The following is a 24141-nucleotide window of genomic DNA, read 5'->3' as shown; positions in this document are numbered from 1 at the left end:
CCGCTTCGACGACCGGGGTTGCGTTCCCCACCCCTGCAACGAAGGCTGCGCGGCCCGGCGCGCCACTTCACTTGGTAAAGTCTTAGGTGTCATGGCCGTCGACGAGACCTGTCCCGTCTGCCGTACCGCGGAGATCGTCTGCGGGAAGTGGACCCTCCTGCTCGTGCGTGACCTGTCCGAGGGGCGCTCCCGGTTCTGCGAGCTCGAGCGCTCGCTCGCGGGCATCAGCCCGCGGACCCTCTCACTGCGCCTGCGGGCGCTCGAGGAGGAGGGGATCGTCGAGCGCTGCACGTTCCCCGAGGTGCCGCCGCGCGTCGAGTACGCGCTGACCGAGAAGGGCCGCGCGCTGCTCCCCATCATCGAGGGGATGCGCGAGTACGGCACCACGTGGCTGGACGCCGGCGACTGCGGCGCCGACGCCGGGGAGTTCACGCTCGACGTGACCCCGGCGACGGCGTGAGCCGCGGACGCGCCTAGTTGCCCAGCAGGTTGCCGAGCGGGCTGTTGCTCCCGCCGCTGGTCGGCGGCGCGTAGATCCGGCCCTCCGAGGGCTGCACCAGCACCCAGCCCTGGCCGCTGAACGCCATCTGCACGGTCTCGCCCGAGCCCTTGCCGATGAGGTTCTTCATCTTGAAGTCGGTCTTCATCGACGTGCTGACGCCGCTGGACCAGGTGACGACCGCCTGCGCGTCGGCGAACGTCGGCGCGGCGGAGACGTCGAGCAGCACCGGCGGCCCGTCGGTCAGGACCGCGACCCAGCCGGTGCCCTTCAGCGACGTGTTGAAGAGGCCGCCGCCCATCATGCTGCCGGCGCCTTGGACCCGCTCGATGTCCCAGTCGATGCCGGAGTCGAACGCCAGGAGGTTCGGGCCGTTGACCGTGATCTTGTCGTTCTCGAGGTAGAGCAGGTGGATGTCCTGGGCGGTGTCGGCGAGGAACACCTCACCGCTGCCGCTCATCTTCATGAGGCTCTGGCCCTCGCCGGTGACGGCCTTCTTCATGAACTTGCCCAGGCCACCGGACCCGGCGTGCTCGAAGCTCACGTCGCCCTGGTAGGCGACCATGGAGCCGAGCTTGGCCTGGATCGTCACCTGGTTGAGCTCCACCTTCAGCAGCTTGCTGTTCTGGAGGTGGAAGGACTCCGTGGACTCGATCTCGTTGAACTGCGACAGCGTCGTCTTCATGCCCGCAGCGTGGCGCGGCGCGGTCCCCGGGTCAAGCTCGATCCGGTCTCGATCACATCACCGCAACGAGGCGGCGGCGTCCACGGGCGTGTCGCGCGCCGCCTGCGCCTGGGCGAGGTCGTCCATCGTCGTTCCGCGGCGCCCGTCGGAGGCGACGAGCAGCTTGAAGTCGTGCGGGGCGCTGGCCGCCGCCATCGCCTGGTCCATCGTGATGCGCCCGGCCTGCAGGTGGTGGAACAGCGCCTGGTCGAAGGTCTGCATCCCGTAGTAGCCGCCGTCGGCGATGACCTCCCCGAGCTTCCCGGTCTGGGTCGGGTCCATGATCATGTCGCGCACGCGCCCGGTCATCCGCAGCACCTCGCAGACCGCGACGCGGCCGCGACCGTCCGCGGCGGGGACGAGCCGCTGCGACACCGCGCCCTTCAGCGTCGAGGCGATCATCGCCCGGACCTGCTGGTGCATGTGCGGCGGGAAGAACTCGATCAGGCGGTTGACCGTCTCCGGGGCGTCGACGGTGTGGACCGTCGAGAACACGAGGTGCCCGGTCTCCGCGGCGCTCAGCGCGGTCTGGACGGTCTCCTCGTCGCGCATCTCGCCGATGAGGATCACGTCGGGGTCCTGGCGCAGCACGCGCCGCAGCGCGCGCTTGAAGGAGGCGGTGTCGACGCCGACCTCGCGCTGGTTGATGACCGACCGCTTGTCCTGGTGCAGGAACTCGATCGGGTCCTCGATCGTCACCACGTGCCGGTGGCGGGTGGCGTTGATGTGGTCGATCATCGCCGCGAGCGTCGTCGACTTGCCCGAGCCGGTCGTGCCGGTGAGCAGGACGATCCCGCGCTCCTCCTCGGCGAGCTCGCGGATGACCGGCGGCAGGTCGAGCTCGTCGATCGTGCGGATCGAGACCGGGATCGCGCGGCAGACGATCGAGCACCAGCCGCGCTGGCGGAAGGCGTTGACGCGGAACCGCGCGAGGCCCGGGATCGCGTAGGAGAAGTCGACCTCGCCGTCGGCGGCGAACTCGGCGCGGCGGGTCTCGTCGGCGCCGAGCATGTGGTCGACCGCGGCGAGCGTGTCCGCCTCGGCCAGCGCCGGGAGGCCCTCGAGGGGGCGCAGGTCGCCGTCGACGCGGACCATCGGGGCCGAGGGCACCTTCAGGTGCAGGTCCGACCCCCCGGACTCCACGAGACGGACGAGGGCGGTGTCGATGTCGAAGGCCACGGGTCAGGGATCGGCGCGCGTGCACCGATCCTTGAGGCCCGCGGCCGGCGCGCTCAGCGCACGCGCAGGCGCCGGACGCTGCCGCGGTCGGCGGCGCGCCGGGTGCGCCCGGCAGCGTCCGTCGCCTGCACCGCGATCCGGTAGCTGCCGCGCGGCAGCCGGCCGCGGCGCACGAACCGCCAGCTGGTGGTGCCGGTCGCGGGCAGGAACGTCGCGCGGGCGCACGGGGCGGCCGGGCCGAAGCTGCCGTTCTGGCGCAGCGAGCGGCAGCGCGAGCCGACGACGCGCGCGACGCTGACGCGGACGATCGCGACCGTGCCGGCCCCGCGCGGGCCGCAGCCGCGGTCGCGGGCGGTGCCGCGCACGGTCACGCCGCGGCGGGTGACGGTCGTCCGCGACGCGGTGATCCGGGCCACCGGCGCCCGGGTGTCGCGGCAGCTGCTCGCGGCGCGCGGGCCGCCGGCGTCCGGGAGGGCGTCGACCGGCGCGTCCGGGGCCGTGGTCCCGTCGGGGGTCTTCACGGCGCGCAGGAAGCCCCAGTCACGCGGGGCGAGCCCGTCGGGCGTGATCGTCGCGCAGCCGTCGCGGAGGTTCTCGCAGGCGATCCGGCCGCGGCCGTCGAGCGCGGCGATGTCGAGCCGGCTGAAGTAGTACTGGCTGAACTGGTTGCCGTCGCGGACCCCGTCGACCGCCGCGGCGAGCGGGTCGGCGCGCCAGCGGTCGGTGGTCAGCGCGCGCTCCGCCGCGGGGGCGCCCTTGAGGTAGCGGTCGAACCAGGCCCGCAGGTACCAGGCGTAGAGGTCGTTGCCGCGCAGGGTCGCGGTGAACGCGGCGTTCGGGATGAACGCGCCCTCGAAGTGCGTGCCGCCGCGGACGACGAGCGACCCGGTGTCGACGCCGAGCGCGCTGAGCTTCTCGGAAGCCTGCTGTTTGGCGCGCGGGTCGGGCAGCTTCGTCTTGGCCTGCTCGAACAGCGCGTAGTCGTTGGTGAGGCCGAGCGCGGGCTTCGTCAGCGGCGGGTCCTTCGGGCGCGTCTGCGGGGCCGACGCGCAGACCGGGCCGCTGGTCGGGGCGCGGAGGTTGTCCATCGCGACGATCGCCGAGACGCGCGGGTCGATCTGGCCGACGTAGGACACGGCGCCGGCACCGAGCGACTGGCCGAGCAGGCCGATGCGGCTGGTGTCCAGCAGCGCGTGGTACGGGTTGAACGCCGGGTTGCGACCGTCGGCGACCCGCGCCTGCTGCTTGGGTCCGTGGTCGGTGCCGGTGGTGCAGGACGGGCGCGGACGGTACGGCGCGGCCGGTCCGGAGACGAAGAAGTCGAGGGCGTCCTCGGTGCCGTCGAAGAACGGCCGCCCCTCCTGGGAGGGGAAGCCGTCGCGGGCGTCGGCGCCCTCGCCGAAGGTGTCGGAGTAGCCCTGCCCCTGCGGGTCCCAGGTGAGGACGACGTAGCCCGCCTTGGCGAGGGTCTGGGCGGCGAACCAGTAGAGCTCCTCGGGCGCCTGCACCGAGCCGTTGGTGATGACGACGCCGGGCCGCTTCGCCGGGCCGGCCTTCGTGGCCCAGACGTGCCCGGAGATCGTCGAGCCGTTGCGCGCCGTCCACAGGACCGGCTCGACCGTGCCATGGCCCTGGGCCTCCCAGTCGTCCAGGCGCACGTCGCCGGCGCAGCCGTCCATGTGGTTGCCGCAGAGGTTGCCGAGGAAGTTGCGGCCGAACGGACGGCCCGGGCCGTCCTCGAGCAGGATCTGCGTGCCCTCGGCCTGCTTGCGCAGCCCGATCGTCCGCAGCGGGACCTGGTAGTCGGGCAGGAGCGTGAGCGCGAGCGCGCGCTCGTTCGTCTTGGCGAAGTTGCGCAGCTCGTAGCCGAGGTCGAACGACTGGCGCATCTCCGTCTGCGCCTGCGCGGACGGCGCAGCGGCCAGCATCATCGCGCCCGCGAAGACCGCGAGCACCCTTCTCCACGTACCCATGACCGGGAGCCTAACTGGAATGAACGGTGACGTTCACGGTGGGCGCGTGGGCGCCGGTCAGACGTGCGAGCACGCCCACTTGGCGGTCTTGCCGCCCGAGAACCGCACGGTGATCTGGAAGCGGGTGCTCTTCCCGTCGATCGCCCTCGCGGTGGACCTGTCGAGGCCGCCGCCCTTGAACCTCGTGGTCCCGCCGGAGAACGAGTACGTGCCCTTCTTGCCGGTGCCCTGGCGGTAGGTGCCGCCCGTGTAGAGGGTGACGAACCCGCGGGGCTCGATCCGGTAGCCGTCGACGGAGAACACCGACTCCGAGCAGCCGTACTTGCCCGTCTTGGGCGCGGGGTCCTTCGCCGCGTGGGTGGCGGCCGGAACCGCGAGCAGCGCGAGGAGCGTCAAGCCGAGAGCAGGACGCATGACGGGAACTGGGCCGTTCATGCGCGGCAACATATCTCGGCTCGGCTCGGCCGGCCGCGCGCCGGGAACGACGAGGGGCCCCGCTTCTCCCGGGGCCCCTCGGTCACAGCTGGTGTCGCTTCGGCTACGCGACGTCGCGGAGCTTCTGGGCCTCCGCGAGCGACTGGAGCTTCTTCAGCGACTGGTTCTCGATCTGGCGGATCCGCTCGCGCGTCACGTTGAACGTGCGGCCGACCTCGTCGAGCGTGCGGGGGTGCTCGCCGCCGAGGCCGTAGCGGAGCTCGAGGACGCGACGCTCGCGGTAGGAGAGGTTCTCCAGCGCCTCGCGCAGCGCCTCCTTGGTCAGGATCTCCGCCGCGCGCTCGTACGGGGACTCCGCACGCTCGTCGGCGATGAACTGGCCGAACTCCGACTCCTCCTCGTCGCCGACCGGCTTCTCGAGCGAGACGGGAGCCTGCGCCGAGCGCTTGATCGACTCCACCTCCTCGGGATCGATGCCGGTGACCTCGGCGATCTCGTCCGCCGTGGGCTCGCGACCGAGCTCCGTGACGAGCTTGCGCTCGGCGCGGCCGATCTTGTTCAGCTTCTCGACGACGTGCACCGGGATGCGGATCGTGCGCGCCTTGTCGGCGAGCGCGCGGGCGATCGCCTGGCGGATCCACCAGGTGGCGTAGGTGGAGAACTTGAAGCCCTTGCGGTAGTCGAACTTCTCCGCCGCGCGGACGAGGCCGAGCGTGCCCTCCTGGATGAGGTCCAGGAACGGCAGGCCCTGGTTGCGGTAGTTCTTCGCGATCGAGACGACGAGTCGCAGGTTGGACTCGACCATCTTCTGCTTCGCGTCGAGGTCACCGCGCTCGATGCGCTTGGCGAGGTCGACCTCCTCCTGGGCGGTGAGCAGGCGGACCTTGCCGATGTCCTTGAGGAACAGCTGCAGCGAGTCCGTCGTCATGTCCGGCTTGAGGTCGAGCGCCGTCGACTTCTTGCGGCCGCGCCGCTTGTCGGGCGCGCGCTCGACGGCGTTCGCCGCGGTCGTCGCGGGGTCGATCTCCTCGACCAGCTCGATCTCCGACTTCTCGAGGAAGTTGTGGAGCTCCTCGACGTCGGACTCGTCGAGGTCGATCTCCGCGACCGCCTTGGCGATCTCGGCGAACGTGAGCACGCCGACCTGCTGGCCCTTGGCCAGGAGGTTCTTGATCTCTTCGAGTTCCTGCAGTTCCACTACTGACATGAGTGTCCGTTTCGTTCACCGGGGTCCTGCGAGACCCGGGATGGTGCTCTGTGCGACTGGTTCGAGGGCGGCTCGGCCGTCACGTGGCCCAACGTAGACCTCAAACGTATGTTCCATGGTACCGCTTTACTTTGTGAAGTCAAGGCGTCGCGGCCCTGGCCGCGCACGTCCTCATCGACTTCTACGTCCAACGCGCGGGTTCGTTTCAGGTTGCGGGGACGAGTTCTGCCCTTCCCGCGGTTTCGGCACCGCGCCGCTGCGTCTTGAGCCGTGCGGATACCCGCTTCGCATGGGAACATGCACCGCGTGACCCCGCCGAAGACCCCGAGTCCCGACGATCAGCCGGGCGTCCTGTCCGGGCTCTCCCGGACGCGTCCGCAGCGGCGCAGCACCAAGCGCCCGGGGTCCGGTCCGGCGCAGGACGCCGCGGAGCCGGCCGCCGCGCCCGCCGCCCGCCGCCCGGCGCGCGCGGCGACGACCAAGCCCGCCGCCGGCGCCGCGAAGGCCAAGCCGGCGGCCGCCGGGAAGGCCAAGCCGGCCGCTGCTGCGAAGGCCAAGACCGCCCCGACCGCCAAGGCCAGGCCGGCCGCCACCGCGAAGGCCAAGCCCGCCCCCACCGCGAAGGCCAAGCCGGCCGCGAAGACCAAGCCGGCCGCAGGCGCCGCCAAGGCCAAGCCCGTCGGCGCCGCGAAGCCCACGCCCGCCACCACCGCGAAGGCCAGCCCGAGCACGGCCGCGAAGCCCAAGCCCGCCCCGGCCGCCCGCCGCGCCACCGCGGCGCCCGGTCGCGCCACCGCGACCCCGAAGCGCGTCGAGCCGGTCATGGCCCGCCCGGAGCCCGCACCCGCGCCGAAGGACGCGCCGCCGCCCGCCCCCGAGCGCGCCGAGCCGCCGAGCGGCGTCGAGCTCGTCGCGCAGGCGATCCAGGCCGCCGGCGAGGTCGCCACGCTCGGCGTCGGGATCGGGCGGCAGGTCGCCAAGGGCGTGCTGTCCCGCCTCCCGCGCCCCTGAGCCACCGGCGCCGTCCGCGGCGTCGATAGGCTGGCCCGGTCGGACCCGCCCCCGCGGGCGCGTCCGCGGGGACCCATGCCACGCCGTCGCACCCTGTCGTCCTGCCTCGCCCTCGCGGCCGTCGCCGCGACGCCGTCCCCCGCCCGCGCCCAGGAGCCCGCCGGCGGCGTCTCCTACGAGCCCGCCCCGCCGGCACTCGAGGGGGTCACCGCGGGCGTCCTGCTCTCCCGCCGCAGCGAGCTGCTCGGCGGGCGCCTCACGTTCAAGGGCACGCTCGAGGAGCGGTTCGCCGGCCGCACCGTCGTGCTGCAGCGCCGCCTGCCCGAGGGCGGCTGGATCGAGCTCACCCGCACGGTCGCCGACGCCTCCGCGGCGTTCCGCACCGGCTGGCGAACCGACCGCATCGGCCGCCTCGACGTCCGCGCCCTGCCGATCGCCGCCGACGGCGCGCCCTCCCCCGCCACCGCCCCGCGGCGCATCACCGTCTACCGGCCGGCACGCGCGACGTTCTTCGGGCCCGGCCTCTACGGCCGGCAGACCGCGTGCGGGCAGACGCTCACCCCACGCCTGGCCGGGGTCGCGCACCGGACGCTGCCCTGCGGGACGCTCGTCGACCTCCTGTACGCCGGCCGGACCGCCACCGTGCCGGTCGTCGACCGCGGGCCGTTCCGGGCCGGCCACTCATGGGACCTCACCGCGGCCACCGCGCGCGAGCTCGGCTTCACCACCAGCGACACCATCGGCGCGGTCCGCGTCCGCGACGAGCCGCCCGTCAGCCCGTGACGGGCAGGCCCGCGGCGCGGGCCAGGAACACGCCCTCGTCGGCCCGCTCGGCCAGCGCGTCGACCGCCGTGCCGTCGCGCGGGCACGCCGCCACCCCGACCGACACCGTCAGCCCCGCACCCTGCAGGACGGCGCCGACGCGGATCGCCGCGGCGAGCTCGCGCGCGATCTCGCGGGCCGCGGCCTCGTCCGGCTCGCCCAGCAGCACCCAGTAGCGGCCCGGCTCCTCCCGGACCAGCTGGTCGCCCGGTGACAGGCGCGCCTGCACCGTGCGCTCCAGCTCGTGGATGACGCCGACGAGCTCGTCCGCCTCGTGGGCCGCCAGCAGCACGTGCAGGTCGTCGAGCTCCAGCAGCAGCAGCGTGAACGGGCGGCGATCCCGGACGTGGTGCTCGAGCCGCCGCTCGACCGCCGCGCGCCACGAGGAGCGCGCGCCCCGCACGTCCTGGAGCGAGACGACCCCCTCCGGCGGCGCGGCGGCGACCGGGTCCTCGGCCTCCTGCGTCGGCGCGACCGGCGCCTCGAGCGCCTCCAGCGCACCGGCGGTCACGACCGCGGTGACGTGCGCCACGCGCTCGGCGAGCGCCGCGACCTCCGCGCCCGACGGCGAGCGCAGCTCGCCGAGCAGCGCGCCCAGGACCACCTCCCGCAGCACGTCGACCGCCTCGTGCAGCGCGGCGGGCGTCCGCGCGCCCGTCATCGCGGGGACGCGCGCGGCGAGCCCCGCGTCGGCGCCGGCGAGGTCGAGGCGGCGCAGGCCCTCGTCGCCCGTGACCGCCGCGCAGATCGCCCGGCACAGCGCGGGCGCCTCGTCCCCGAGCGTCGCGGCGGGGACGCGGCCCGCGTCCTGCAGCGGCAGCGCCTGCACCAGCGCCAGCAGCCACGCCTTCGCGAGGCCGGTCCCGCGCGCGTACGGTGCGACGGGCGCTTCCGGGACCGGGCGGGGACGCCGTCGGGTGCTCGCGTCCGCGTCGCGCATCGCCGGGGTTCTACCGGCCTGGGCGGTCGGAGCGCCACTAGATTGCGCAGATGACCTCGCTCCTGCCCGTCGACGCGGCGCGCGCCGCGGTGCTCGCCGCCGTCACCCCGCTGGGCACCGAGGAGGTGCCGCTCGCGCAGGCGCTCGGACGCGTGCTCGCCCGGGACGTGCGCGCCGGCGGGGACGTCCCGCCGTTCCGCAACAGCGCCATGGACGGCTTCGCGGTCGCCGCCGGGCCCGCCGACCGCCGGCTGCGCATCGTCGGCGAGTCGCGCGCCGGCTCGCCCGCCGCGGTCGCCCTCGGGCCCGGGGACGCCGTGCGGATCTCCACCGGTGCGGCGGTCCCCGACGGCGCCGACGCCGTCGTCATGGTCGAGCGCACCGAGGAGCACCCGGACGGCACCGTGACCGTCCACGACGAGGCGACCCCCGACCGCAACGTCCGCGGCGTCGGCGAGGACCTGCGCGCCGGGACCGTCGCGGTGCCGGCCGGCACGACGCTCGGTCCGGCCGCGCTCGGCGTCGCGGCCACCGCGGGCGTCGCGCACGTCACGTGCGCGCGGCGGCCGCGCGTCGCGCTGCTCGCGACCGGGGACGAGCTCGTCCCGATCGGCGAGCCGCTCCCGCCCGGCGGCATCCACGACTCCAACGCCGTCGCCCTGGCCGGGTACGTCGCCCTGGCGGGCGGCGAGGTCGTCTCCCGCACCCGCACCCCGGACACCGCGGAGGCGACGCGCGCCGCGATCCGCGAGGCGCTCGCCGACGCCGACGTGCTGATCTCGACCGGGGGCGTGTCGGTCGGCGCGCACGACCACGTCAAGGACGCGCTCGCCGCCGCCGGCGTCGAGGAGCGGTTCTGGCGCGTGGCGCTCCGTCCCGGCAAGCCCACGTGGTTCGGCGTGCGCGGGGAGCAGCTGGTGCTCGGGCTGCCGGGCAACCCGGTCTCGGCGATGGTCACGTTCCTGCTGTTCGCACGGCCGGCGCTGCTGGTTCTCCAGGGGGCTCCGGCCCTGGCGCCGCGCGACACCGCGGTCCTGACCCGGGCGGTGCCCCGGCACGCGGTCCGCGACGAGATGGTGCGCGTGACGCTCGACGGCGACCGCGCGACCCCGACCGGGCCGCAGGGATCGCACGTGATGACGTCGATGCTCGCCGCGGACGCGCTCGCGCTCGTGCCGATGGGCGAGGGGGAGCTGCCCGCGGGCGCGGAGGTGGCCGTCGAGCGCCTCTAGGGCGCTCAGGCCTCCTCGAGGTACGCGACCACGCGGTTGGTCAGCGACGTGAGCGCCGGCGCGGGCTGCTCGACCGCCATCGGCCGGTCGTGCAGGAGCTCCTCCAGCCGCGCCCCGTACGCCGGGTCGGCGCGGCCCGCCAGCCGGGCGGCGACGTGCGTCGCGCGCCGCGTGACCTCCGGGTCGACGGTCCACAGCGACTCGTAGCGGCGACCGAGGTCGTGCGGCCCGCCGGGCTGCGTGTCGCCCGGGATCTCCCAGGCCAGCAGGCACGCCGCGTAGCCGGGCGAGTCGACGATGACCGCCCACTCGTTGCCCAGGGCGTCCTGGGGGTCGATCGGGATCTCCGACGGCCGGCCCTGCTCGTGACGGACCTCGTCGAAGTCGGCGAACACGAACGCGGCGTCGGCCTGGCCGGCGATCCGCGAGTAGCGCGGCTCGACGTCCCGGTAGAACGGGGTGCGCTGGAACGCGCCGACGAGGATCGGGCCGGCCGCGCGGGCGAGCGCCTCGTGCTCGATCGCCCGCGAGAGCGCGATCAGGGTCGACTTGCGCAGGGTCTGCGGCCGGGCGGACGGGTCGCTGCCGGCGACCGCCGCGTAGATCGACGGCCGGTCGGACGGTCCCCCCGTGTCCCGGGCCCGCGCGATCGCGGCCGGCACCGACAGGCCGCGCTGGCGCAGCGCGACGACCGTCTTCAGGGTCTCGACGTCCGCGGTGCTGTAGCGGCGGTAGCCGGAGGCGGTGCGCCGCGGGACCGGGAAGTCGTAGCGCTGCTCCCACATCCGGATGGTGCCCGCGGCGAGTCCGGTGGCCTCGGCCACGTCCTTGATGGCGAGACCGTGGCCGATCTCGACGGGCGACTCGTCGTCCTGGGCTGTGCGGGCGTGCGTCATGGCTCCTCAGACATCAACGAAAGCTTCAACGCGACGTGGAAGGTCAGCGTACCGATCCACCTCGTGATTGCGATACGCGCACTCCGGGAACCGGGGTCATCGACGTGGCGCCCCGCCACGTACCGCCCCTGTGACCCCTCCCCTGACCATCCTCCTCACCGGCGCCACCGGCTACGTCGGCGGACAGCTGCTGCCCGTCCTCCTCGAGGCGGGCCACCACGTCCGCTGCCTTGTGCGCGACGCGTCACCGCAGCGCCGCTCGCGGTTCCCCGAGCAGGTCGAGGTCGTCGAGGGCGACGTCCTCACCGGGACCGGCCTCGACGCCGCGCTGGACGGGGTCGACGCCGCCTACTACCTCGTGCACTCGATGGGCCGCGGCAGCGGCTCCACGAGCTCGTTCGCCGACCGCGACAAGCGCGCCGCCGACACCTTCGGCCGCGCCGCCGCGCAGGCGGGCGTCGATCGGGTCGTCTACCTCGGAGGGCTGGAGGGCGGGGACACCGAGGACTCCGAGCACCTCCGCAGCCGCGCCGACACCGCCGTCGCCCTGCGCCGCCACGTGCCGGGCGTCGTGCACGTGCGCGCCGCGATGGTCATCGGGGCGGGCAGCGCGTCGTTCGAGATCCTCAGCCACCTCGCGCGCCGCCTGCCGGTGATGCTCACCCCGCGCTGGGTCGAGACGCGCTCGCAGCCCGTCGCGATCGCCGACGTCACCGCGACGCTCGCGCGCCTCGCCACCTGGGAGGACCCGCCCGCCGAGGTCGAGCTCGGCGGCGCCGACGTGCTCAGCTACCGGGAGATGATGCGCCGCTTCGCCGACGTCGCGGACCGGCGTCCGCCGACGATCGTGCCGATCCCGGTGATGACCCCACGGCTCTCCTCCTACTGGGTGAGCCTGTTCACGCCGATCGAGACCGGGCTCGTCCGGCCGCTCGTCGACGGCCTCAGCGCGGAGACGGTCGTGCGGCGACCGCCCCCCGCCGGGCTCAACGACGCGCCGCTCGGGTTCGACGCCGCGGTCCGGGCGGCACTGCAGGAGGCGTGAGGGGCGTTGTAGCCTCGAGAGCGATGCGACGCCCGTACGCGGTCCTGCTCGCCCTCGTCGGCTCCCTCGTCGGGGCCTTCGTCGTCTTCGTGCTCGGCGCCAGCCGCATCCTCAACCGGGAGAAGCGGTTCGGCAGCACGGTGATCGGCCGGCCCTACGACCGCACCGAGATCGCGCCGTCCGGCGCCGTGCGTTCGATCCAGGGCGCCGACGTCACCCTCAGCGACGAGGACTTCGCGCGGCTGTGGAACCCGGTGCACCTCGAGCGGCTCGCCCGCACCTACTGGGCGTTCCTCACGCGCGTGTCGCTCGGCCTGATCCGCGTCGAGTACACCGAGCGCGAGCGGCACGTCGTGCTCGTGCGCTCGCCGCTGCGGCTGCTGAGCTTCTGCGCCCCCGAGTACGAGATGGACAGCAACCGCGGGATCGTGCGGTGGCGCATCGAGAAGGGCATCCTCGTCGCGCCGGGCGGCCGCGGCGGCGACGGCTACCTCGAGCTCGACGTCCAGCGACTGCCGTCGGTCCTGCCGGGGAAGTCGATGATGCACGTCGACGTCGAGGTCGCGAACTTCTACCCGGCGATCGCCCACAGCCTCAGCAAGTTCCTGTACGCCAACACGCAGTCGCGGATCCACGTGATCGTCACGCACGGCTTCCTGCGTTCGCTCGCGAAGGGGAAGCTCTCGGAGTCGGTCGCCGGGCGGTTCGCGGTGCCCGCGACGCCGGAGGAGACGCCGGACCCCGTGCCCGAGCGCGAGAAGGCGACCTCGGCCGTCTAGGCCTCCTGCGCGCGGGCGACGGCGGCGCGCAGCAGCGCTCGCTGGCGGTCCGGCGTGGTCACCGCCGGGTCGAGCAGGGCGTGCAGGGCGAGCCCGTCGACGGCGGCGTGCAGCAGCTCTCCGCGGGCCGCGTCGCCACCCGCGACGCGGACGCACAGCCCGCGCAGCGCGACGTGGGTGCGGTCGCGGAGCGCCCGCAGGTCGGGGTCGCTCAGCGCGACCGCGGTGAAGGCCAGCCAGACCTGCGCCTCCGCTCGACGCTCGTCGTCCAGCGGCAGCGTCTCCTCGAGGATCGCGAGCGGTTCGGGGTCGGGCCCGAGCGCGGCGATCCGCTCCCCCACGCGGGTGATGACGAGCTCCATCGCGTGGACGAGCAGCGCGTCGTGGGAGGCGAAGTAGTGGCGCACGGCGCCCAGCGACCAGCCCGCCTCGGCGGCGACGCGCCGCAGCGTCACGGCGGCGGGTCCCTCGCGGCGCAGGAGCGCCCAGAGCGCCTGCGCGATCTCGCGGCGGCGGGCGTCGTGGTCGACGATCTTCGGCATCCGGGTTTCTTTTTAGCGCAGTCGTGCTAGAACAGGGGAGTGCTCTACGCCGTCATCATCGCCTGCGAGATCGGCTTCTGGGTCGTCCTCGCCGCCGGACTCCTCGCCCGCTACGTGCTGCGCCGCCGCCGGCTCTCCACCGCGCTGCTCGTCGCCGCCCCGCTCGTCGACGTCGTCCTCCTGGCCGCCACCGTCGCCGACCTGCGCGGCGGCGCCACCGCGAACGCCTCCCACGGGCTCGCCGCCGCCTACATCGGCTTCTCGATCGCCTTCGGGCACCGGCTCGTGCGGCGCGCCGACGCGCACGCCGCCCACCGCCTGGCCGACGGCCCGAAGCCGCCGAAGCCGCCGCGCGGCGGCCCCGCGCGGGCCGCGTACGAGTGGCGGCTGTGGCTGCACGCCGTCCTCGCGGGGGCGATCACCTGCGCGCTGATCGCCGGTGCGATCGCGCTCGTCGGCGACGCCGCCCGCACCGAGGGGCTCGAGTCCTGGTTCCCGCGCGTCGGGACGGTCGTCGGTGTCTGGGGCGTGATCGCGCTGAGCTACGTGCTCTTCCCCGGCGCCGACCGCGACCGTCCGCCTAGCCGTACATCTCCGGGTTGAGCTCGCGCAGCTTGGCCCGGTTGTGCTGGGCCATGATCCGCCGCACCGTGCCCGAGCGGGAGCGCATCACCAGCGACTCCGTCGTCCACGAGCCCGCGCCCTGGGAGCGCACGCCCTGCAGCAGGTCGCCGTCGGTCACGCCGGTGGCGCTGAAGAAGCAGTCGTCCCCGGTCACCAGGTCGTCCTGGCTGAGCTGGCGGTCGAGGTCGTAGCCGGCGTCGATCGCCGCCTGCTTCTCGCCCTCGTCGCGCGGCCACAGGCGACCGATGAGCCCGCCGCCGATGCACTTCACCGCGGCCGCCGCCAGGACGCCCTCGGGCGTGCCGCCGACGCCCCAGAGGAGGTCGATCGGGCGGTCGGGGCTGACCGCGACGAGCACCGCGCTGACGTCGCCGTCGGAGATCAGGCGCACGCGCGCACCCGCGTCGCGGATCTCCTTGATGCCGTCCTCGTGGCGCGGACGGTCCAGGACGATCACCGTCAGGTCGTTCACCGCGCACGCGCGGCGCTGCGCCATGAGCTTCAGCGTCTCGCCGATCGGCCGGTCGAGGTCGAGCAGGTCGGCCACGTCCGCGCCCGCCGCGAGCTTCTCCATGTAGACGCACGGGCCCGGGTCGAACATCGTGCCCTTCGGCGACAGCGCGATCACCGACAGCGCGTTGGGCATGCCCTTCGCGCACAGGGTCGTGCCCTCCAGCGGGTCGACCGCGATCTCCATCTCGGGACCGGTCCCGTCGCCCACGGACTCGCCGTTGAACAGCATCGGGGCCTCGTCCTTCTCGCCCTCGCCGATGACGACGACGCCGTTCATCGCGACCCCGTCGAGCACGCCGCGCATGGCGTCGACGGCGGCCTGGTCGGCGGCGATCTTGTCGCCCTTGCCGGCGAGCTTCGCGGCGGCGAGCGCACCGGCCTCGGTCACGCGGACCAGCTCGAGGGCGAGGTTTCTGTCGGGACGGTTCGTCGTCGTGGTCACGACGCGGAGCCTATGGGGTGACGCTCAGAGCGTGCCGGGCGGCTTGCGCCGCATCTCGCTCTCCTGCTGGCGCATCACCGACCCGGCGAGCATCAGGACCGCCCCGAGGAAGGCCACGAACCAGCCGAACTTCAGGTCGATCTGCCCCGAGGGCTGCCCCGGTCGGTCGATCAGGCCGATGTAGGCGAGGATGCCGATCGCCGCGATCCCGACGATCGAGGTCACCTGGCCGCGCGGCCACGACAGCTCGTGGTCGCGGGCGATGATGTAGGCGAGCACCAGCGGGGCGACCGCGGCGGCGAGGAACAGCCACTTGAGGATCCCGAAGGTCTGCCACGCCGACAGCTCGAACATGCCGGTGCGCCCGGCGAGCTCCGCATTCTCGTTGCCGCCCGCGTACCACTTGAGGAACACGCCCAGCAGGAGCAGCAGCCCTCCCGCGACCGCGATGTACTCGCCCCGGCTGACCCGCTTGAGATCCATGCGGGCGACCCTATCCGAGCGCCCGACCGTCCCGCGTCGATCAGCCGGTTTCGAGATCGACGGACGCGGCGATCGCCAGGACCGCGGGCAGCTCCCACGGTCCCTGCGCCGTCAGCCGCAGGTGCAGGCTCGTGGTGCGCCAGCGCAGCTCCCAGACCGGGCGCAGCGACACGATCGCCTCCGGCAGCGGCGCGCGGCGCACGGTGACGTGCCGGCCGGCGAGCTCGATCCGGGTCGCGTCGACCTCGTCGTCGGGCAGCTGCCCCGGGGGCGGCTCGTGGCCCGCGTAGAGCGCCAGCCGGCCGGGGCTGCCCTCGCGGGTGTCGTCGAGGTTCCACTCGATCTCGACGCCCGCACCCGGGAGGCGGCGCACCTCGACCCAGCGCGCCAGCGGCAGCGCCGCCGTCGGCAGGGGGAAGCGGCGACCGAGGGCGGCGTCCGCCTCGGCGATCCCGGAGAGGAGCTCCATCCCCCCACCCTAGTCCTGCCCGCCCGCCGGTCGCCGGACGTCCCACCCGCAGGGACGTCCGGCCGCGGGACTCAGAGCTCGAGGACGACCTTGCCCAGCGCGCCCCGCCCCTCGAGCAGCTCCAGCGCGCGGCCGGCCTCGTCCAGGCCGAAGCGGGCGCCGACCGGCGGGCGCACGTGCCCCTCGTCCATCAGCCGCGCGAGCACGTCGCCCGCCTCGGCCGCGTAGGCCATCCCGCCCGAGAACAGGTACTCGCCCCAGCCCGCACCGACGACCTCGGTGTTGCGCAGCAGCAGCCGGTTGACCTTCACCTCCGGGATCGAGCCGGCGGTGAAGCCGACGACCACGGCCCGGCCGGTCCGCGCCAGCGACCGCAGGCTGTCGGTGAAGCGGTCCCCGCCGACCGGGTCGATGACGACGTCGACCCCGCGGCCCTCGGTGAGCGCGAGCGCCTCGTCCTTCCAGGCCCCGTCGGAGCGCACGACCTCGTCGGCGCCCGCCTCGCGGGCGACGCGCTCCTTCTCGTCGCTGGAGACGACCGCGATCGTCCGCGCTCCGAGGCCCTTGGCGACCTGGAGCGTCGCGGTGCCGACGCCGCCCGCGGCGCCGTGGACGAGCACCGTCTCGCCCGCCGCCAGCCGCCCGCGGGTCACGAGCGAGAAGTAGGCCGTGTGGTAGTTCAGGACGAGCGCCGCGCCCTGCGCGAAGTCGAGCGCGTCGGGCAGTGCGAACGTCATCGCGACCGGCGCGACCGCCACCTCCGCCCAGCCGCCGAGCACGCAGAACCCCGCGACCCGGTCACCCGGCGCGAAGCCGCTGCCCTCGGGCGCGCTGCGCACCACGCCACCGACCTCGCTGCCCGGCACGAACGGCAGGTCGGGCTTCATCTGGTACTGGCCGCGGGTCTGCAGCAGCTCCGGGAACGACACCCCGGCGGCGCGCACGTCGATCACGACGCCCGCGCCCGGCGTCATGAAGTGGGAGGGCTCCGGCTCGGGGACGTCGACCACGCGCAGCGCGGTCGAGGGTCCGGTCAACTCGACGATCTGGACGGCCTTCATGGAGGCGGACGCTACCCCACCGCCCCCCGGTCCGAAGACCCGCCTTGCCGCGCATGAAAGGGTTGCGCCATGAGCCAGACGGTGCCCGCCAACGAACGACTCTCCGCCCTGACCGCCGCCGGGACGAGCGCGTGGCTCGACCAGATCCGGCGGGACCTCCTCACCGACGGGGAGCTCGGGCGGATGGCGCAGGCCTACTCGCTGCGCGGCGTCACCTCCAACCCGGCGATCTTCGAGAAGGCGATCCTCGGCTCCGACGACTACGACGGGCAGATCCGGTCGCTGGCCCGGGACGGCGCCGACGCGCACGCGATCTACGAGGCGATCGCCCTCCAGGACGTGCGGGACGCCTGCGACGTCCTGGGCCCCGTGCACGCCGCCAGCGGCGGCGCCGACGGCTTCGTGTCGCTCGAGGTCGACCCCGGGCTCGCCCACGACGCCGACGGCACGATCGTGCAGGCCCGCGCCTACTGGGAGGCGCTGGACCGCCCCAACGCGATGATCAAGATCCCGGGGACCGACGCGTGCGTGCCCGCGATCGAGCAGGCGATCTACGAGGGCATCAACGTCAACGTCACGCTGCTCTTCAGCGTCGCCGCCTACGAGCGCGTCGCCGACGCGTACCTGCGCGGCCTCGAGCGCCGCCACGCCGAGGGCCTGCCGCTCGACGTGCACTCGGTCGCCTCCTTCTTCGTCTCCCGCGTCGACACCGAGGTCGACCGCCGCCTGCGCGAGCGCGGCCGCGAGGACCTCGCCGGACGGGCCGGCCTGGCCAACGCCCGCGCCGCCTACCACCGCTTCCGCGCGCTCTTCGACGGGGACCGCTTCGCCCCGCTGCGGGCGGCGGGCGCCGCGGTCCAGCGGCCGCTGTGGGCGTCGACCGGCGTCAAGGACCCCGCCTACCCCGACACCCTGTACGTCGACGGGCTCGTCGGCCCCGACACCGTCAACACGATGCCGCTCGCGACGCTCGAGGCGGCCGCGGAGCGCTCGGACCCGGCCGCGTTCGCCGTCGACGGGACGCCGACCGCCGCGCTGGACCCCAGCGCCGACCTCGCCGCCCTCGCCGAGGCCGGGATCGACCTCGACGACGTCACCGACACGCTCCTGCGCGAGGGCATCGCCGCGTTCGTCACGCCGATGGAGCAGCTGCTCGCCGGGATCGAGGAGGCGCGGGCCGCCGCGGCCGCCGACCCCGTCCCCGCCGTCGGCGGGCAGCTGCCGGACGCGCTGGCGCAGGCCGTCGAGGAGCGCGTCGCCCAGGCCGTCGAGGCGGACGTCATCGCGCGGATCTGGGCGATCGACGACACCGTCTTCGGCCCCGCCGGACAGCCGGAGGTCGCCGACCGGCTCGGCTGGCTGACCATCGCCGACCGGCTCACCGACGAGATCGGCGAGCTCGTCGGCTTCGCGCGGAGCGTGCGCGACGACGGCATCGAGCACGTCGTGCTGCTCGGCATGGGCGGCTCGTCGCTGGCGCCCGAGGTCGTGCGCCGCAGCTTCGGCGACCAGGCCGGCTGGCCCGCGCTGCTGATGCTCGACTCCACCGACGCGACCGCCGTGCGCCGCGTGCAGGACGCGGTCGACCTGCGCCGCACGCTGTTCGTCGTGTCGACGAAGTCCGGCGGCACGATCGAGACGCTCAGCGCGTTCGAGCACTTCCACGCGGTCATGTACGACACGGTCGGCGCCGAGGCCGCCGGCCGGCACTTCGTCGCGATCACCGACCCGGGGTCCTCGCTCGTCGACCTCGCGGCCGCGCGCGGCTTCCGCCGCACGTTCCTCAACGACCCCGACATCGGCGGCCGCTACAGCGCGCTCTCGTACTTCGGGCTCGTGCCCGCCGCCCTGATGGGCGCCGACCTGCCCGCGCTCCTGGACGGCGCGAGCGCCGCGGCGCGCGACTGCCGCGCCACGCCGCCCGCGCCGGGCGGCGGCGGCTGGCTGGGCTGCGCGATCGGCGAGCTCGCCCGGCACGGCCGCGACAAGCTGACGTTCGTCGTCGACCCGCCGCTGGAGGCGTTCGGCCTGTGGGTCGAGCAGCTCATCGCCGAGTCGACCGGCAAGGAGGGGCGCGGCATCCTGCCGGTCGCCGACGAGCCGCTCGGCGCCACCGACGCCTACGGGCCCGACCGCGTGCTCGTGCACCTGCGGGCCGACGGCGGTGACGGCGCCCACGACGGGCGGCTCGCCGCGCTCGCCGCCGCCGGGCACCCGGTGCTGACGATGCCCGTCCACGGGCCCGGGGACCTCGGGCGCATCTTCCTGCTGTGGGAGTTCGCGACCGCCGTCGCCGGCTGGGCGCTCGGGATCAACCCGTTCGACCAGCCCAACGTCGCCGAGGCGAAGGAGGCGACGAAGGCCGTGCTCGCCGACGGGCTCGACGGCGCCCCCGAGGCCGACGCCGACGACGCCGCCCTCGGCGCGCTGCTCGCGGGCCTGCGCGACCAGGACGGCGGGTACCTCGCGATCATGGGCTACCTCGAGCCGTCCGCGGCCTTCGACGACGCCGTCGCCGAGCTGCGCGCGACGGTCCGCGACGCGACGGCCCGCACGACGACCTTCGGCTACGGGCCCCGGTTCCTGCACTCCACCGGCCAGTTCCACAAGGGCGGCCCGGCCGTGGGGTCGTTCCTGCAGCTCGTGCACGACCGCGGCGAGGACGTCGCGATCCCCGGGCAGACCTTCGGCTTCACGACGCTCAAGCACGCGCAGGCGCTGGGTGACCTGCGCACGCTGCGCGCCCACGGCCGGCCGGCCGAACGTCTCACCCTGGAGGGCGACGATCCCGTCGCCGCCCTGCGGGCCGTCACCGCACGACTGAAGGAGCTCCTCTAGCCATGGCATCGATCGGGTTCGTCGGCCTCGGCCGCATGGGCGGCAACATGGTCGCCCGCATCAAGCGCGACTCCGACCACGAGGTGGTCGCGTTCGACTTCGACAAGGCCGCGGTGAAGAAGGCGGTCGAGCACGGCGCGATCGGCGCGTCCTCGCTCGCCGACCTCGTCAAGAAGCTCCCCGCGCCGCGCCTGGTGTGGATCATGGTCCCCGCCGGCGACCCGACCCAGCAGACGATCGACAAGCTCGAGAAGCTGCTCGAGAAGGGCGACACGATCATCGACGGCGGCAACTCCAAGTGGACCGACGACAAGGCCCGCGCCGCCGCGCTCAAGCCGTCCGGGATCTCCTACGTCGACGTCGGCACCTCCGGCGGCGTCTGGGGCCTGGAGGTCGGCTACTGCATGATGGTCGGCGGCCCGAAGACCGCGGTGAAGCGGCTCTCCCCGATCCTCGACGTGCTCGCCCCGAAGCCCGACGAGGAGCACGGGCCCGGCTGGCAGCACATGGGCCCCGTCGGCGCCGGCCACTACGTGAAGATGGTCCACAACGGCATCGAGTACGGCCTCATGCAGGCCTACGCCGAGGGCTTCGACCTCTTCGACAAGAGCGAGTACGACCTCGACAACGCGAAGATCGCGCACCTGTGGATGCAGGGGAGCGTCGTGCGGTCCTGGCTGTGCGAGCTCGCCGCCCGCGCCTTCGAGCAGGAGGGCAACGACCTCGCCTCGCTCGACGGCTTCACCGCCGATTCCGGCGAGGGCCGCTGGACGCTCGAGGACGCGATGGACAAGGACGTCCCCACCCCGGTCATCACCGCCTCGCTGCACGCCCGCTTCTACTCGCGCGGCAACGGCGACTTCACCCACCGGATGCTGAGCGCCCTGCGCGCCCAGTTCGGCGGCCACGCGACCGTGAAGGCCGCGAAGAAGTGAGCACCCCCGGCCCGGACGAGAACCCGCTCGTCGAGGGGCTGGAGCGCCTGCCGGTCCACCCCACGTCGCTCGTCATCTTCGGCGGCCTCGGCGACCTCGCCAAGCGCAAGCTCCTCCCCGCCCTCTACAACCTCGCGCACGAGGGCGCGCTGCCCGAGCGCTTCCACCTCGTCGGGACCTCGCGCAGCGAGATGACCGACGAGGAGTTCCGCAAGGAGGCCGCGGAGGCGATCCGCGAGCACTCGCGGCGCGAGCCGGACGAGACCGTCCTCGAGGCGCTGCTCGCGGACGTCCGCTGGGTCGCGGGCACGTTCGACTCGGCCTCCGTCTACGAGGGCATCGCGAAGGTCCTGGGCGAGTTCGACGAGGGCGCGGGCGCCCTGACGCTGAACCGCGCGTTCTACCTGTCGACCGCGCCCGACTTCTTCCCCGTGATCGTCGAGCAGCTCGGCGCCCATGGCCTGCACGAGCTGCCCGACGAGGGCGAGGTGCGGATCATCATCGAGAAGCCGTTCGGCACGACGCTCGCCAGCGCGATCGACCTGAACCAGAAGGTCCTGTCGGTGTTCTCCGAGCAGCAGGTCTTCCGGATCGACCACTACCTCGGCAAGGAGACGGTCCAGAACATGCTGGCCTTCCGGTTCGCGAACCGGATGTTCGAGCCGGTCTGGAACCGCGACCACATCCAGTCGGTGCAGATCACCGCGTCGGAGGACATCGGGATCGGCTCGCGGGCGGGGTACTACGACCAGGCGGGTGCGCTGCGCGACCTCGTCCAGAACCACATGATGCAGCTGCTCTGCCTGCTCTGCATGGAGCCGCCGATCGACCTCGGCGCCGACGAGGTCCGCAACGAGAAGGTCAAGGTCCTCAAGGCGATCCGGCCGCCCGCGCCCGACGAGGTCGACCAGATGGCGGTCCGCGCGCAGTACGCGAAGGGCAGCGCCGGCGGCGAGGACGTGCCCGGCTACCTCGACGAGGCCGACGTCCCGGCGGACTCCAACACCGAGACCTACGCGGCCTTGCGGCTGCACGTGCAGAACTGGCGCTGGGCGGGCGTGCCGTTCTACCTGCGGACCGGCAAGCGGCTGGCGCGCAAGGTGACGGAGATCGCGGTGACGCTCAAGCCCGTCCCGCACGTCGCGTTCGGCGGATCGGACCCCGCCCACCCCACCACGCTCATGCCCAACCAGCTCGTGCTGACCATGCAGCCCAACGAGGGCGTGTCGCTGTCGCTCGGCGCGAAGATCCCCGGGACGCGGATGCGGATCCGGCCCGTGCAGATGGACTTCCAGTACGGGACCGCGTTCGTGTCGCAGTCCCCCGAGGCCTACGAGCGGCTGATCATGGACGCGATGCGGGGCGACGCGACGCTCTTCACCCGCAACGACGAGGCCGAGGCGCAGTGGCGGATCATGGATCCGATCGTCTCGACGTGGGAGGAGACCCCCGGCCCGCTACCGCAGTACGAGGCCGGTTCGCAGGGCCCCGCCGAGGCGGCGTCGCTGCTGCGCGACGTCGACACCTGGCGCCGGATCTAGGCGATCGCGGCGATCGCGGAGCGATCGCTTCGAGTTCGGCTGCGCCGAACATCGGGCGACCCTCCTAACCGCCGATGTCGGCCCCGGGCGCGCGCAGCAGGTCGTCGTCGTAGGAGGCGCAGCGATCGTAGGCGTCCCGCGGCGCGGTGCCCCGCTCCAGCAGCTCGCCCGCGCCGCGCAGGAGCGAGCAGGTCACCCGCTCGCCGACCGTGAGCGACACGTTGAACAGGTAGTTGTCGTTGTCGATCGGGCTGATCTGGTCGCCGCGCTCGTTGAACAGCGTCCGCCGCAGCGGCTCGGGGTAGGCGGCCCGCGGCGCGATCAGGTAGCCGAGCTGGTCGCCGGCGAGGCCCATCGTCATCCACCCCTTCGCGCCCCGCGTGAGCGTGCGGACGAGCTCGGCGATCTGCGGGTACGCCTCGCCGGGCACGGCGGACAGGAGCACGTCGCCGATCCGCAGCGTGGCGGTGGTCGTCCCGACGTAGGTGCCGGTCAGCCACGGCGGCGTGATCGAGCGGGAGAGCTGCGCGCCCAGCGGCGCCCCGACGTAGTTGAGCCCGAGGACGGGCGGGTTGGTGGAGAGGTCCTGGACGAGGAAGCTGCGGCCGTCGACGATCGGGCGGACCCCGACCGGCCCGGCCGCCGCCCGCGCGTCCGCGACCCGGTCGACGACCTTCGCCGCGTAGCCGCGGACCGCACAGAGGTCCCGCTCCTCCCCCGCCTTCGCGTCCGGACAGCCGCGGTCCCGCGGCTGCGTCCGGCCCAGCGTGCCCATCAGGGTCACCGCCGGCGCGCCGGTGCGGCGCTCGAGCTCGAGGTTCGCCGAGGTGGTCCAGTCCCCGGAGGCACGGAGGTTCGACGGGCCCAGCACGGTCGCGTGCGCGCTGTGGTTCACGACCGTCACCACGGTCCGTCCGTCCCGCGCCGCGCGGGCCTCCAGCACGCGGATCTCGTCGTCGGCGTCGGGGTTCTGCGGGTCGCCCTCGAACTGGTTGCTGATGAGCGGCTCCGCGTCCGCGGTCCCGTACGCGACCGTGACCGGCTGCAGGCGCGCGAGCGCCTCGAGCGCCGCCTCGACGGTGCGGTCGTAGACGAGCCGGCGGTAGCTCAGCGACACGCCGCCCCAGGCGCCCAGGAGGTCCGGCGCGCTGTGGCTGTGGTTGGACTGCACGACGACCCGCTGGGGATCCAGGAGGCCGCCGCTGCGCGCGGCGACCTCGCGACGCAGGTCGGTCAGGCCGTACGGCCCCTCCTGGACCGCGGCGAACCACCCCTGGACCTCGGCGTCGGCGAGGAGGACCGCGCGACCGTCCGCCTCGATCGCGACCGCGCGGACCTCGATGCCGTCGGCCAGCGTCCCGTCGGCCCGGCGGCCCGCGGCGAACGGGCTGCCGCCGCCGATCCCGTAGCCGCCCAGGAAGACCGTCCCGTCCTGCGCGCGCGGCGCGATCGAGCGGACCCCGACCCCCGCGCGGTACCCGGGCGCCCCGCGCGGCCGCCCCTCGCCGGCGCAGCGCAGCGGGTCCAGCCGCAGGCGTCGCACCGCGCGGCGCCCGGCGACGCGACCGCGGACCCGGAGCTCCGCCACGAGGCGGGACCGCCGGCAGGCGCTGACCCGTCCCGCCGCCGCGGCGGTGAGGCGCAGCGCCACGCGCGCCCGCGGGCCGGCGCCGGTGCGCCGGGCGTCCGGGGTCGCGGCCGGGCGGCCGAGCGGCCGCAGTCGCAGCTCCCAGCGGGTGCCGCGCGGCACGTCCACCCGGGCGGTCGCCGTCCCGCCGTCCAGCAGCGCCGCCTGACGCAGCGGCTCCAGGCGCACGGTCGCGCCGTGCGCCGGCCCGGCGGGCGCCAGCCCTGCCGTCGCCAGCGCGGCCACCGTCATCGTCAGGACACGCCGCGACCCGCGGCGCCCGATGCACGCTCCTCCCATGCATCCGATGCTCCCACTTCCGGC

At 74.2% G+C, this 24141-nt stretch carries 23 protein-coding genes; 10 read left to right on the top strand and 13 right to left on the bottom strand.

All coding sequences use genetic code 11. From position 1 onward, the window contains the following. Window positions 1-91 precede the first annotated feature (91 nt). Window positions 92-460, top strand: coding sequence for a winged helix-turn-helix transcriptional regulator (locus C7Y72_RS12915; RefSeq protein ID WP_107569133.1), 369 nt, complete (start codon window positions 92-94; stop codon window positions 458-460). 13 nt (window positions 461-473) lie between these two features. Here C7Y72_RS12915 and C7Y72_RS12910 read toward each other — a convergent pair whose 3' ends face one another. From C7Y72_RS12910 to C7Y72_RS12890, 5 genes are all read right to left on the bottom strand, one after another. Then, window positions 474-1184, bottom strand: coding sequence for an AIM24 family protein (locus C7Y72_RS12910; RefSeq protein WP_107569132.1), 711 nt, complete (start codon window positions 1182-1184; stop codon window positions 474-476). Between the two features lie 57 nt (window positions 1185-1241). Continuing rightward, entirely contained in the window at window positions 1242-2402 is a 1161-nt protein-coding gene (locus C7Y72_RS12905) for a type IV pilus twitching motility protein PilT (protein ID WP_107569130.1), read from the bottom strand. Between the two features lie 53 nt (window positions 2403-2455). After that, entirely contained in the window at window positions 2456-4375 is a 1920-nt protein-coding gene (locus C7Y72_RS12900; RefSeq protein WP_146175366.1) for an alpha/beta hydrolase, read from the bottom strand. 57 nt (window positions 4376-4432) lie between these two features. Beyond that, complete coding sequence (locus C7Y72_RS12895) at window positions 4433-4810, bottom strand: hypothetical protein (RefSeq protein WP_146175365.1); 378 nt, start codon at window positions 4808-4810, stop codon at window positions 4433-4435. 103 nt (window positions 4811-4913) lie between these two features. Continuing rightward, window positions 4914-6017, bottom strand: a complete 1104-nt coding sequence (locus C7Y72_RS12890; protein WP_107569124.1) for a sigma-70 family RNA polymerase sigma factor — start codon at window positions 6015-6017, stop codon at window positions 4914-4916. 306 nt (window positions 6018-6323) lie between these two features. Between C7Y72_RS12890 and C7Y72_RS12885 the strand changes: the two genes are divergently transcribed. Further along, window positions 6324-7028, top strand: coding sequence for a hypothetical protein (locus C7Y72_RS12885; protein ID WP_107569122.1), 705 nt, complete (start codon window positions 6324-6326; stop codon window positions 7026-7028). 75 nt (window positions 7029-7103) lie between these two features. Then, window positions 7104-7811, top strand: a complete 708-nt coding sequence (locus C7Y72_RS12880; protein WP_107569120.1) for a septal ring lytic transglycosylase RlpA family protein — start codon at window positions 7104-7106, stop codon at window positions 7809-7811. On the opposite strand, the gene C7Y72_RS12875 is transcribed toward C7Y72_RS12880, so the two are convergent. Continuing rightward, the gene (locus C7Y72_RS12875) at window positions 7801-8790 is read right to left on the bottom strand and encodes a diguanylate cyclase domain-containing protein (protein WP_107569118.1); all 990 of its coding nucleotides are present in this window, start codon (window positions 8788-8790) and stop codon (window positions 7801-7803) included. The two genes, C7Y72_RS12880 and C7Y72_RS12875, sit on opposite strands and share 11 nt — an antisense overlap. 50 nt (window positions 8791-8840) lie before the next feature. Between C7Y72_RS12875 and C7Y72_RS12870 the strand changes: the two genes are divergently transcribed. After that, window positions 8841-10022: a molybdopterin molybdotransferase MoeA gene (locus tag C7Y72_RS12870; RefSeq protein ID WP_107569116.1), complete on the top strand. Its 1182-nt coding sequence runs from the start codon at window positions 8841-8843 to the stop codon at window positions 10020-10022. Window positions 10023-10027: 5 nt separating this feature from the next. Here C7Y72_RS12870 and C7Y72_RS12865 read toward each other — a convergent pair whose 3' ends face one another. Then, window positions 10028-10918, bottom strand: coding sequence for a DICT sensory domain-containing protein (locus C7Y72_RS12865; protein ID WP_107569114.1), 891 nt, complete (start codon window positions 10916-10918; stop codon window positions 10028-10030). Window positions 10919-11048: 130 nt separating this feature from the next. Between C7Y72_RS12865 and C7Y72_RS12860 the strand changes: the two genes are divergently transcribed. Both C7Y72_RS12860 and C7Y72_RS12855 read left to right on the top strand, forming a co-directional pair. Next, on the top strand, window positions 11049-11963 hold the full coding sequence (locus C7Y72_RS12860; protein WP_158276839.1) for an NAD(P)H-binding protein: 915 nt from the start codon (window positions 11049-11051) through the stop codon (window positions 11961-11963). Between the two features lie 23 nt (window positions 11964-11986). Further along, a complete protein-coding gene (locus C7Y72_RS12855) occupies window positions 11987-12742 on the top strand; it encodes a hypothetical protein (RefSeq protein WP_107569110.1) in 756 nt (251 codons plus the stop codon). Here the strand turns inward: C7Y72_RS12855 and C7Y72_RS12850 are convergent. Then, a complete protein-coding gene (locus tag C7Y72_RS12850) occupies window positions 12739-13284 on the bottom strand; it encodes a TetR/AcrR family transcriptional regulator (protein WP_107569109.1) in 546 nt (181 codons plus the stop codon). The genes C7Y72_RS12855 and C7Y72_RS12850 overlap by 4 nt on opposite strands. Window positions 13285-13323: 39 nt before the next feature. On the opposite strand from C7Y72_RS12850, the gene C7Y72_RS12845 reads away from it, so the two are divergent. Beyond that, a complete protein-coding gene (locus C7Y72_RS12845) occupies window positions 13324-13887 on the top strand; it encodes a hypothetical protein (RefSeq protein ID WP_107569108.1) in 564 nt (187 codons plus the stop codon). Here the strand turns inward: C7Y72_RS12845 and glpX are convergent. The 4 genes from glpX to C7Y72_RS12825 form a co-directional block, all read right to left on the bottom strand. Next, complete coding sequence (gene glpX / locus C7Y72_RS12840) at window positions 13865-14863, bottom strand: class II fructose-bisphosphatase (protein ID WP_107569107.1); 999 nt, start codon at window positions 14861-14863, stop codon at window positions 13865-13867. The genes C7Y72_RS12845 and glpX overlap by 23 nt on opposite strands. 24 nt (window positions 14864-14887) lie before the next feature. Continuing rightward, window positions 14888-15346 carry a hypothetical protein gene (locus tag C7Y72_RS12835; RefSeq protein ID WP_107569106.1) on the bottom strand — a complete coding sequence of 153 codons (459 nt, stop codon included), beginning with the start codon at window positions 15344-15346 and terminating at the stop codon, window positions 14888-14890. Window positions 15347-15386: 40 nt separating this feature from the next. Next, window positions 15387-15815 (bottom strand): hypothetical protein, encoded by a 429-nt coding sequence (locus C7Y72_RS12830; RefSeq protein ID WP_107569105.1) that lies wholly within the window; start codon window positions 15813-15815, stop codon window positions 15387-15389. Between the two features lie 71 nt (window positions 15816-15886). Beyond that, window positions 15887-16876, bottom strand: coding sequence for an NADPH:quinone oxidoreductase family protein (locus C7Y72_RS12825; protein WP_107569104.1), 990 nt, complete (start codon window positions 16874-16876; stop codon window positions 15887-15889). Between the two features lie 69 nt (window positions 16877-16945). Here C7Y72_RS12825 and C7Y72_RS12820 point away from each other — a divergent pair, with 69 nt between their 5' ends. Genes C7Y72_RS12820 through zwf form a run of 3 tightly spaced genes read left to right on the top strand, consistent with a single transcriptional unit; the run spans window position 16946 to window position 22190 of the window. Next, window positions 16946-19714 carry a bifunctional transaldolase/phosoglucose isomerase gene (locus C7Y72_RS12820; protein WP_107569103.1) on the top strand — a complete coding sequence of 923 codons (2769 nt, stop codon included), beginning with the start codon at window positions 16946-16948 and terminating at the stop codon, window positions 19712-19714. 2 nt (window positions 19715-19716) lie between these two features. Continuing rightward, a complete protein-coding gene (gnd, locus tag C7Y72_RS12815) occupies window positions 19717-20649 on the top strand; it encodes a phosphogluconate dehydrogenase (NAD(+)-dependent, decarboxylating) (protein ID WP_107569102.1) in 933 nt (310 codons plus the stop codon). Next, window positions 20646-22190, top strand: a complete 1545-nt coding sequence (zwf, locus tag C7Y72_RS12810) for a glucose-6-phosphate dehydrogenase (protein ID WP_107569101.1) — start codon at window positions 20646-20648, stop codon at window positions 22188-22190. The genes gnd and zwf overlap by 4 nt, the downstream gene beginning before the upstream one ends. A gap of 64 nt (window positions 22191-22254) precedes the next feature. Here the strand turns inward: zwf and C7Y72_RS12805 are convergent, their stop codons facing one another. Continuing rightward, the gene (locus C7Y72_RS12805) at window positions 22255-24117 is read right to left on the bottom strand and encodes a hypothetical protein (protein ID WP_146175364.1); all 1863 of its coding nucleotides are present in this window, start codon (window positions 24115-24117) and stop codon (window positions 22255-22257) included. Window positions 24118-24141: the final 24 nt, after the last annotated feature.

This window comes from Paraconexibacter algicola, assembly GCF_003044185.1.
Lineage (GTDB): Bacteria > Actinomycetota > Thermoleophilia > Solirubrobacterales > Solirubrobacteraceae > Paraconexibacter > Paraconexibacter algicola.
This window is presented reverse-complemented; position numbering and strand designations above follow the sequence as displayed.

Bases quoted from the DNA above. Each gene is read 5' to 3' on its own strand.
- C7Y72_RS12910 (WP_107569132.1), bottom strand. From the start codon at position 1,184: ATGAAGACGACGCTGTCGCAGTTCAACGAGATCGAGTCCACGGAGTCC.
- C7Y72_RS12875 (WP_107569118.1), bottom strand. From the start codon at position 8,790: ATGCGCGACGCGGACGCGAGCACCCGACGGCGTCCCCGCCCGGTCCCG.
- C7Y72_RS12865 (WP_107569114.1), bottom strand. From the start codon at position 10,918: ATGACGCACGCCCGCACAGCCCAGGACGACGAGTCGCCCGTCGAGATC.
- gnd (WP_107569102.1), top strand. From the start codon at position 19,717: ATGGCATCGATCGGGTTCGTCGGCCTCGGCCGCATGGGCGGCAACATG.
- C7Y72_RS12850 (WP_107569109.1), bottom strand. From the start codon at position 13,284: ATGCCGAAGATCGTCGACCACGACGCCCGCCGCCGCGAGATCGCGCAG.
- C7Y72_RS12900 (WP_146175366.1), bottom strand. From the start codon at position 4,375: ATGGGTACGTGGAGAAGGGTGCTCGCGGTCTTCGCGGGCGCGATGATG.
- C7Y72_RS12825 (WP_107569104.1), bottom strand. From the start codon at position 16,876: ATGAAGGCCGTCCAGATCGTCGAGTTGACCGGACCCTCGACCGCGCTG.
- C7Y72_RS12880 (WP_107569120.1), top strand. From the start codon at position 7,104: ATGCCACGCCGTCGCACCCTGTCGTCCTGCCTCGCCCTCGCGGCCGTC.
- C7Y72_RS12890 (WP_107569124.1), bottom strand. From the start codon at position 6,017: ATGTCAGTAGTGGAACTGCAGGAACTCGAAGAGATCAAGAACCTCCTG.
- C7Y72_RS12895 (WP_146175365.1), bottom strand. From the start codon at position 4,810: ATGAACGGCCCAGTTCCCGTCATGCGTCCTGCTCTCGGCTTGACGCTC.
- C7Y72_RS12805 (WP_146175364.1), bottom strand. From the start codon at position 24,117: ATGGGAGGAGCGTGCATCGGGCGCCGCGGGTCGCGGCGTGTCCTGACG.
- C7Y72_RS12915 (WP_107569133.1), top strand. From the start codon at position 92: ATGGCCGTCGACGAGACCTGTCCCGTCTGCCGTACCGCGGAGATCGTC.
- C7Y72_RS12870 (WP_107569116.1), top strand. From the start codon at position 8,841: ATGACCTCGCTCCTGCCCGTCGACGCGGCGCGCGCCGCGGTGCTCGCC.
- C7Y72_RS12855 (WP_107569110.1), top strand. From the start codon at position 11,987: ATGCGACGCCCGTACGCGGTCCTGCTCGCCCTCGTCGGCTCCCTCGTC.
- C7Y72_RS12820 (WP_107569103.1), top strand. From the start codon at position 16,946: ATGAGCCAGACGGTGCCCGCCAACGAACGACTCTCCGCCCTGACCGCC.
- C7Y72_RS12830 (WP_107569105.1), bottom strand. From the start codon at position 15,815: ATGGAGCTCCTCTCCGGGATCGCCGAGGCGGACGCCGCCCTCGGTCGC.
- C7Y72_RS12835 (WP_107569106.1), bottom strand. From the start codon at position 15,346: ATGGATCTCAAGCGGGTCAGCCGGGGCGAGTACATCGCGGTCGCGGGA.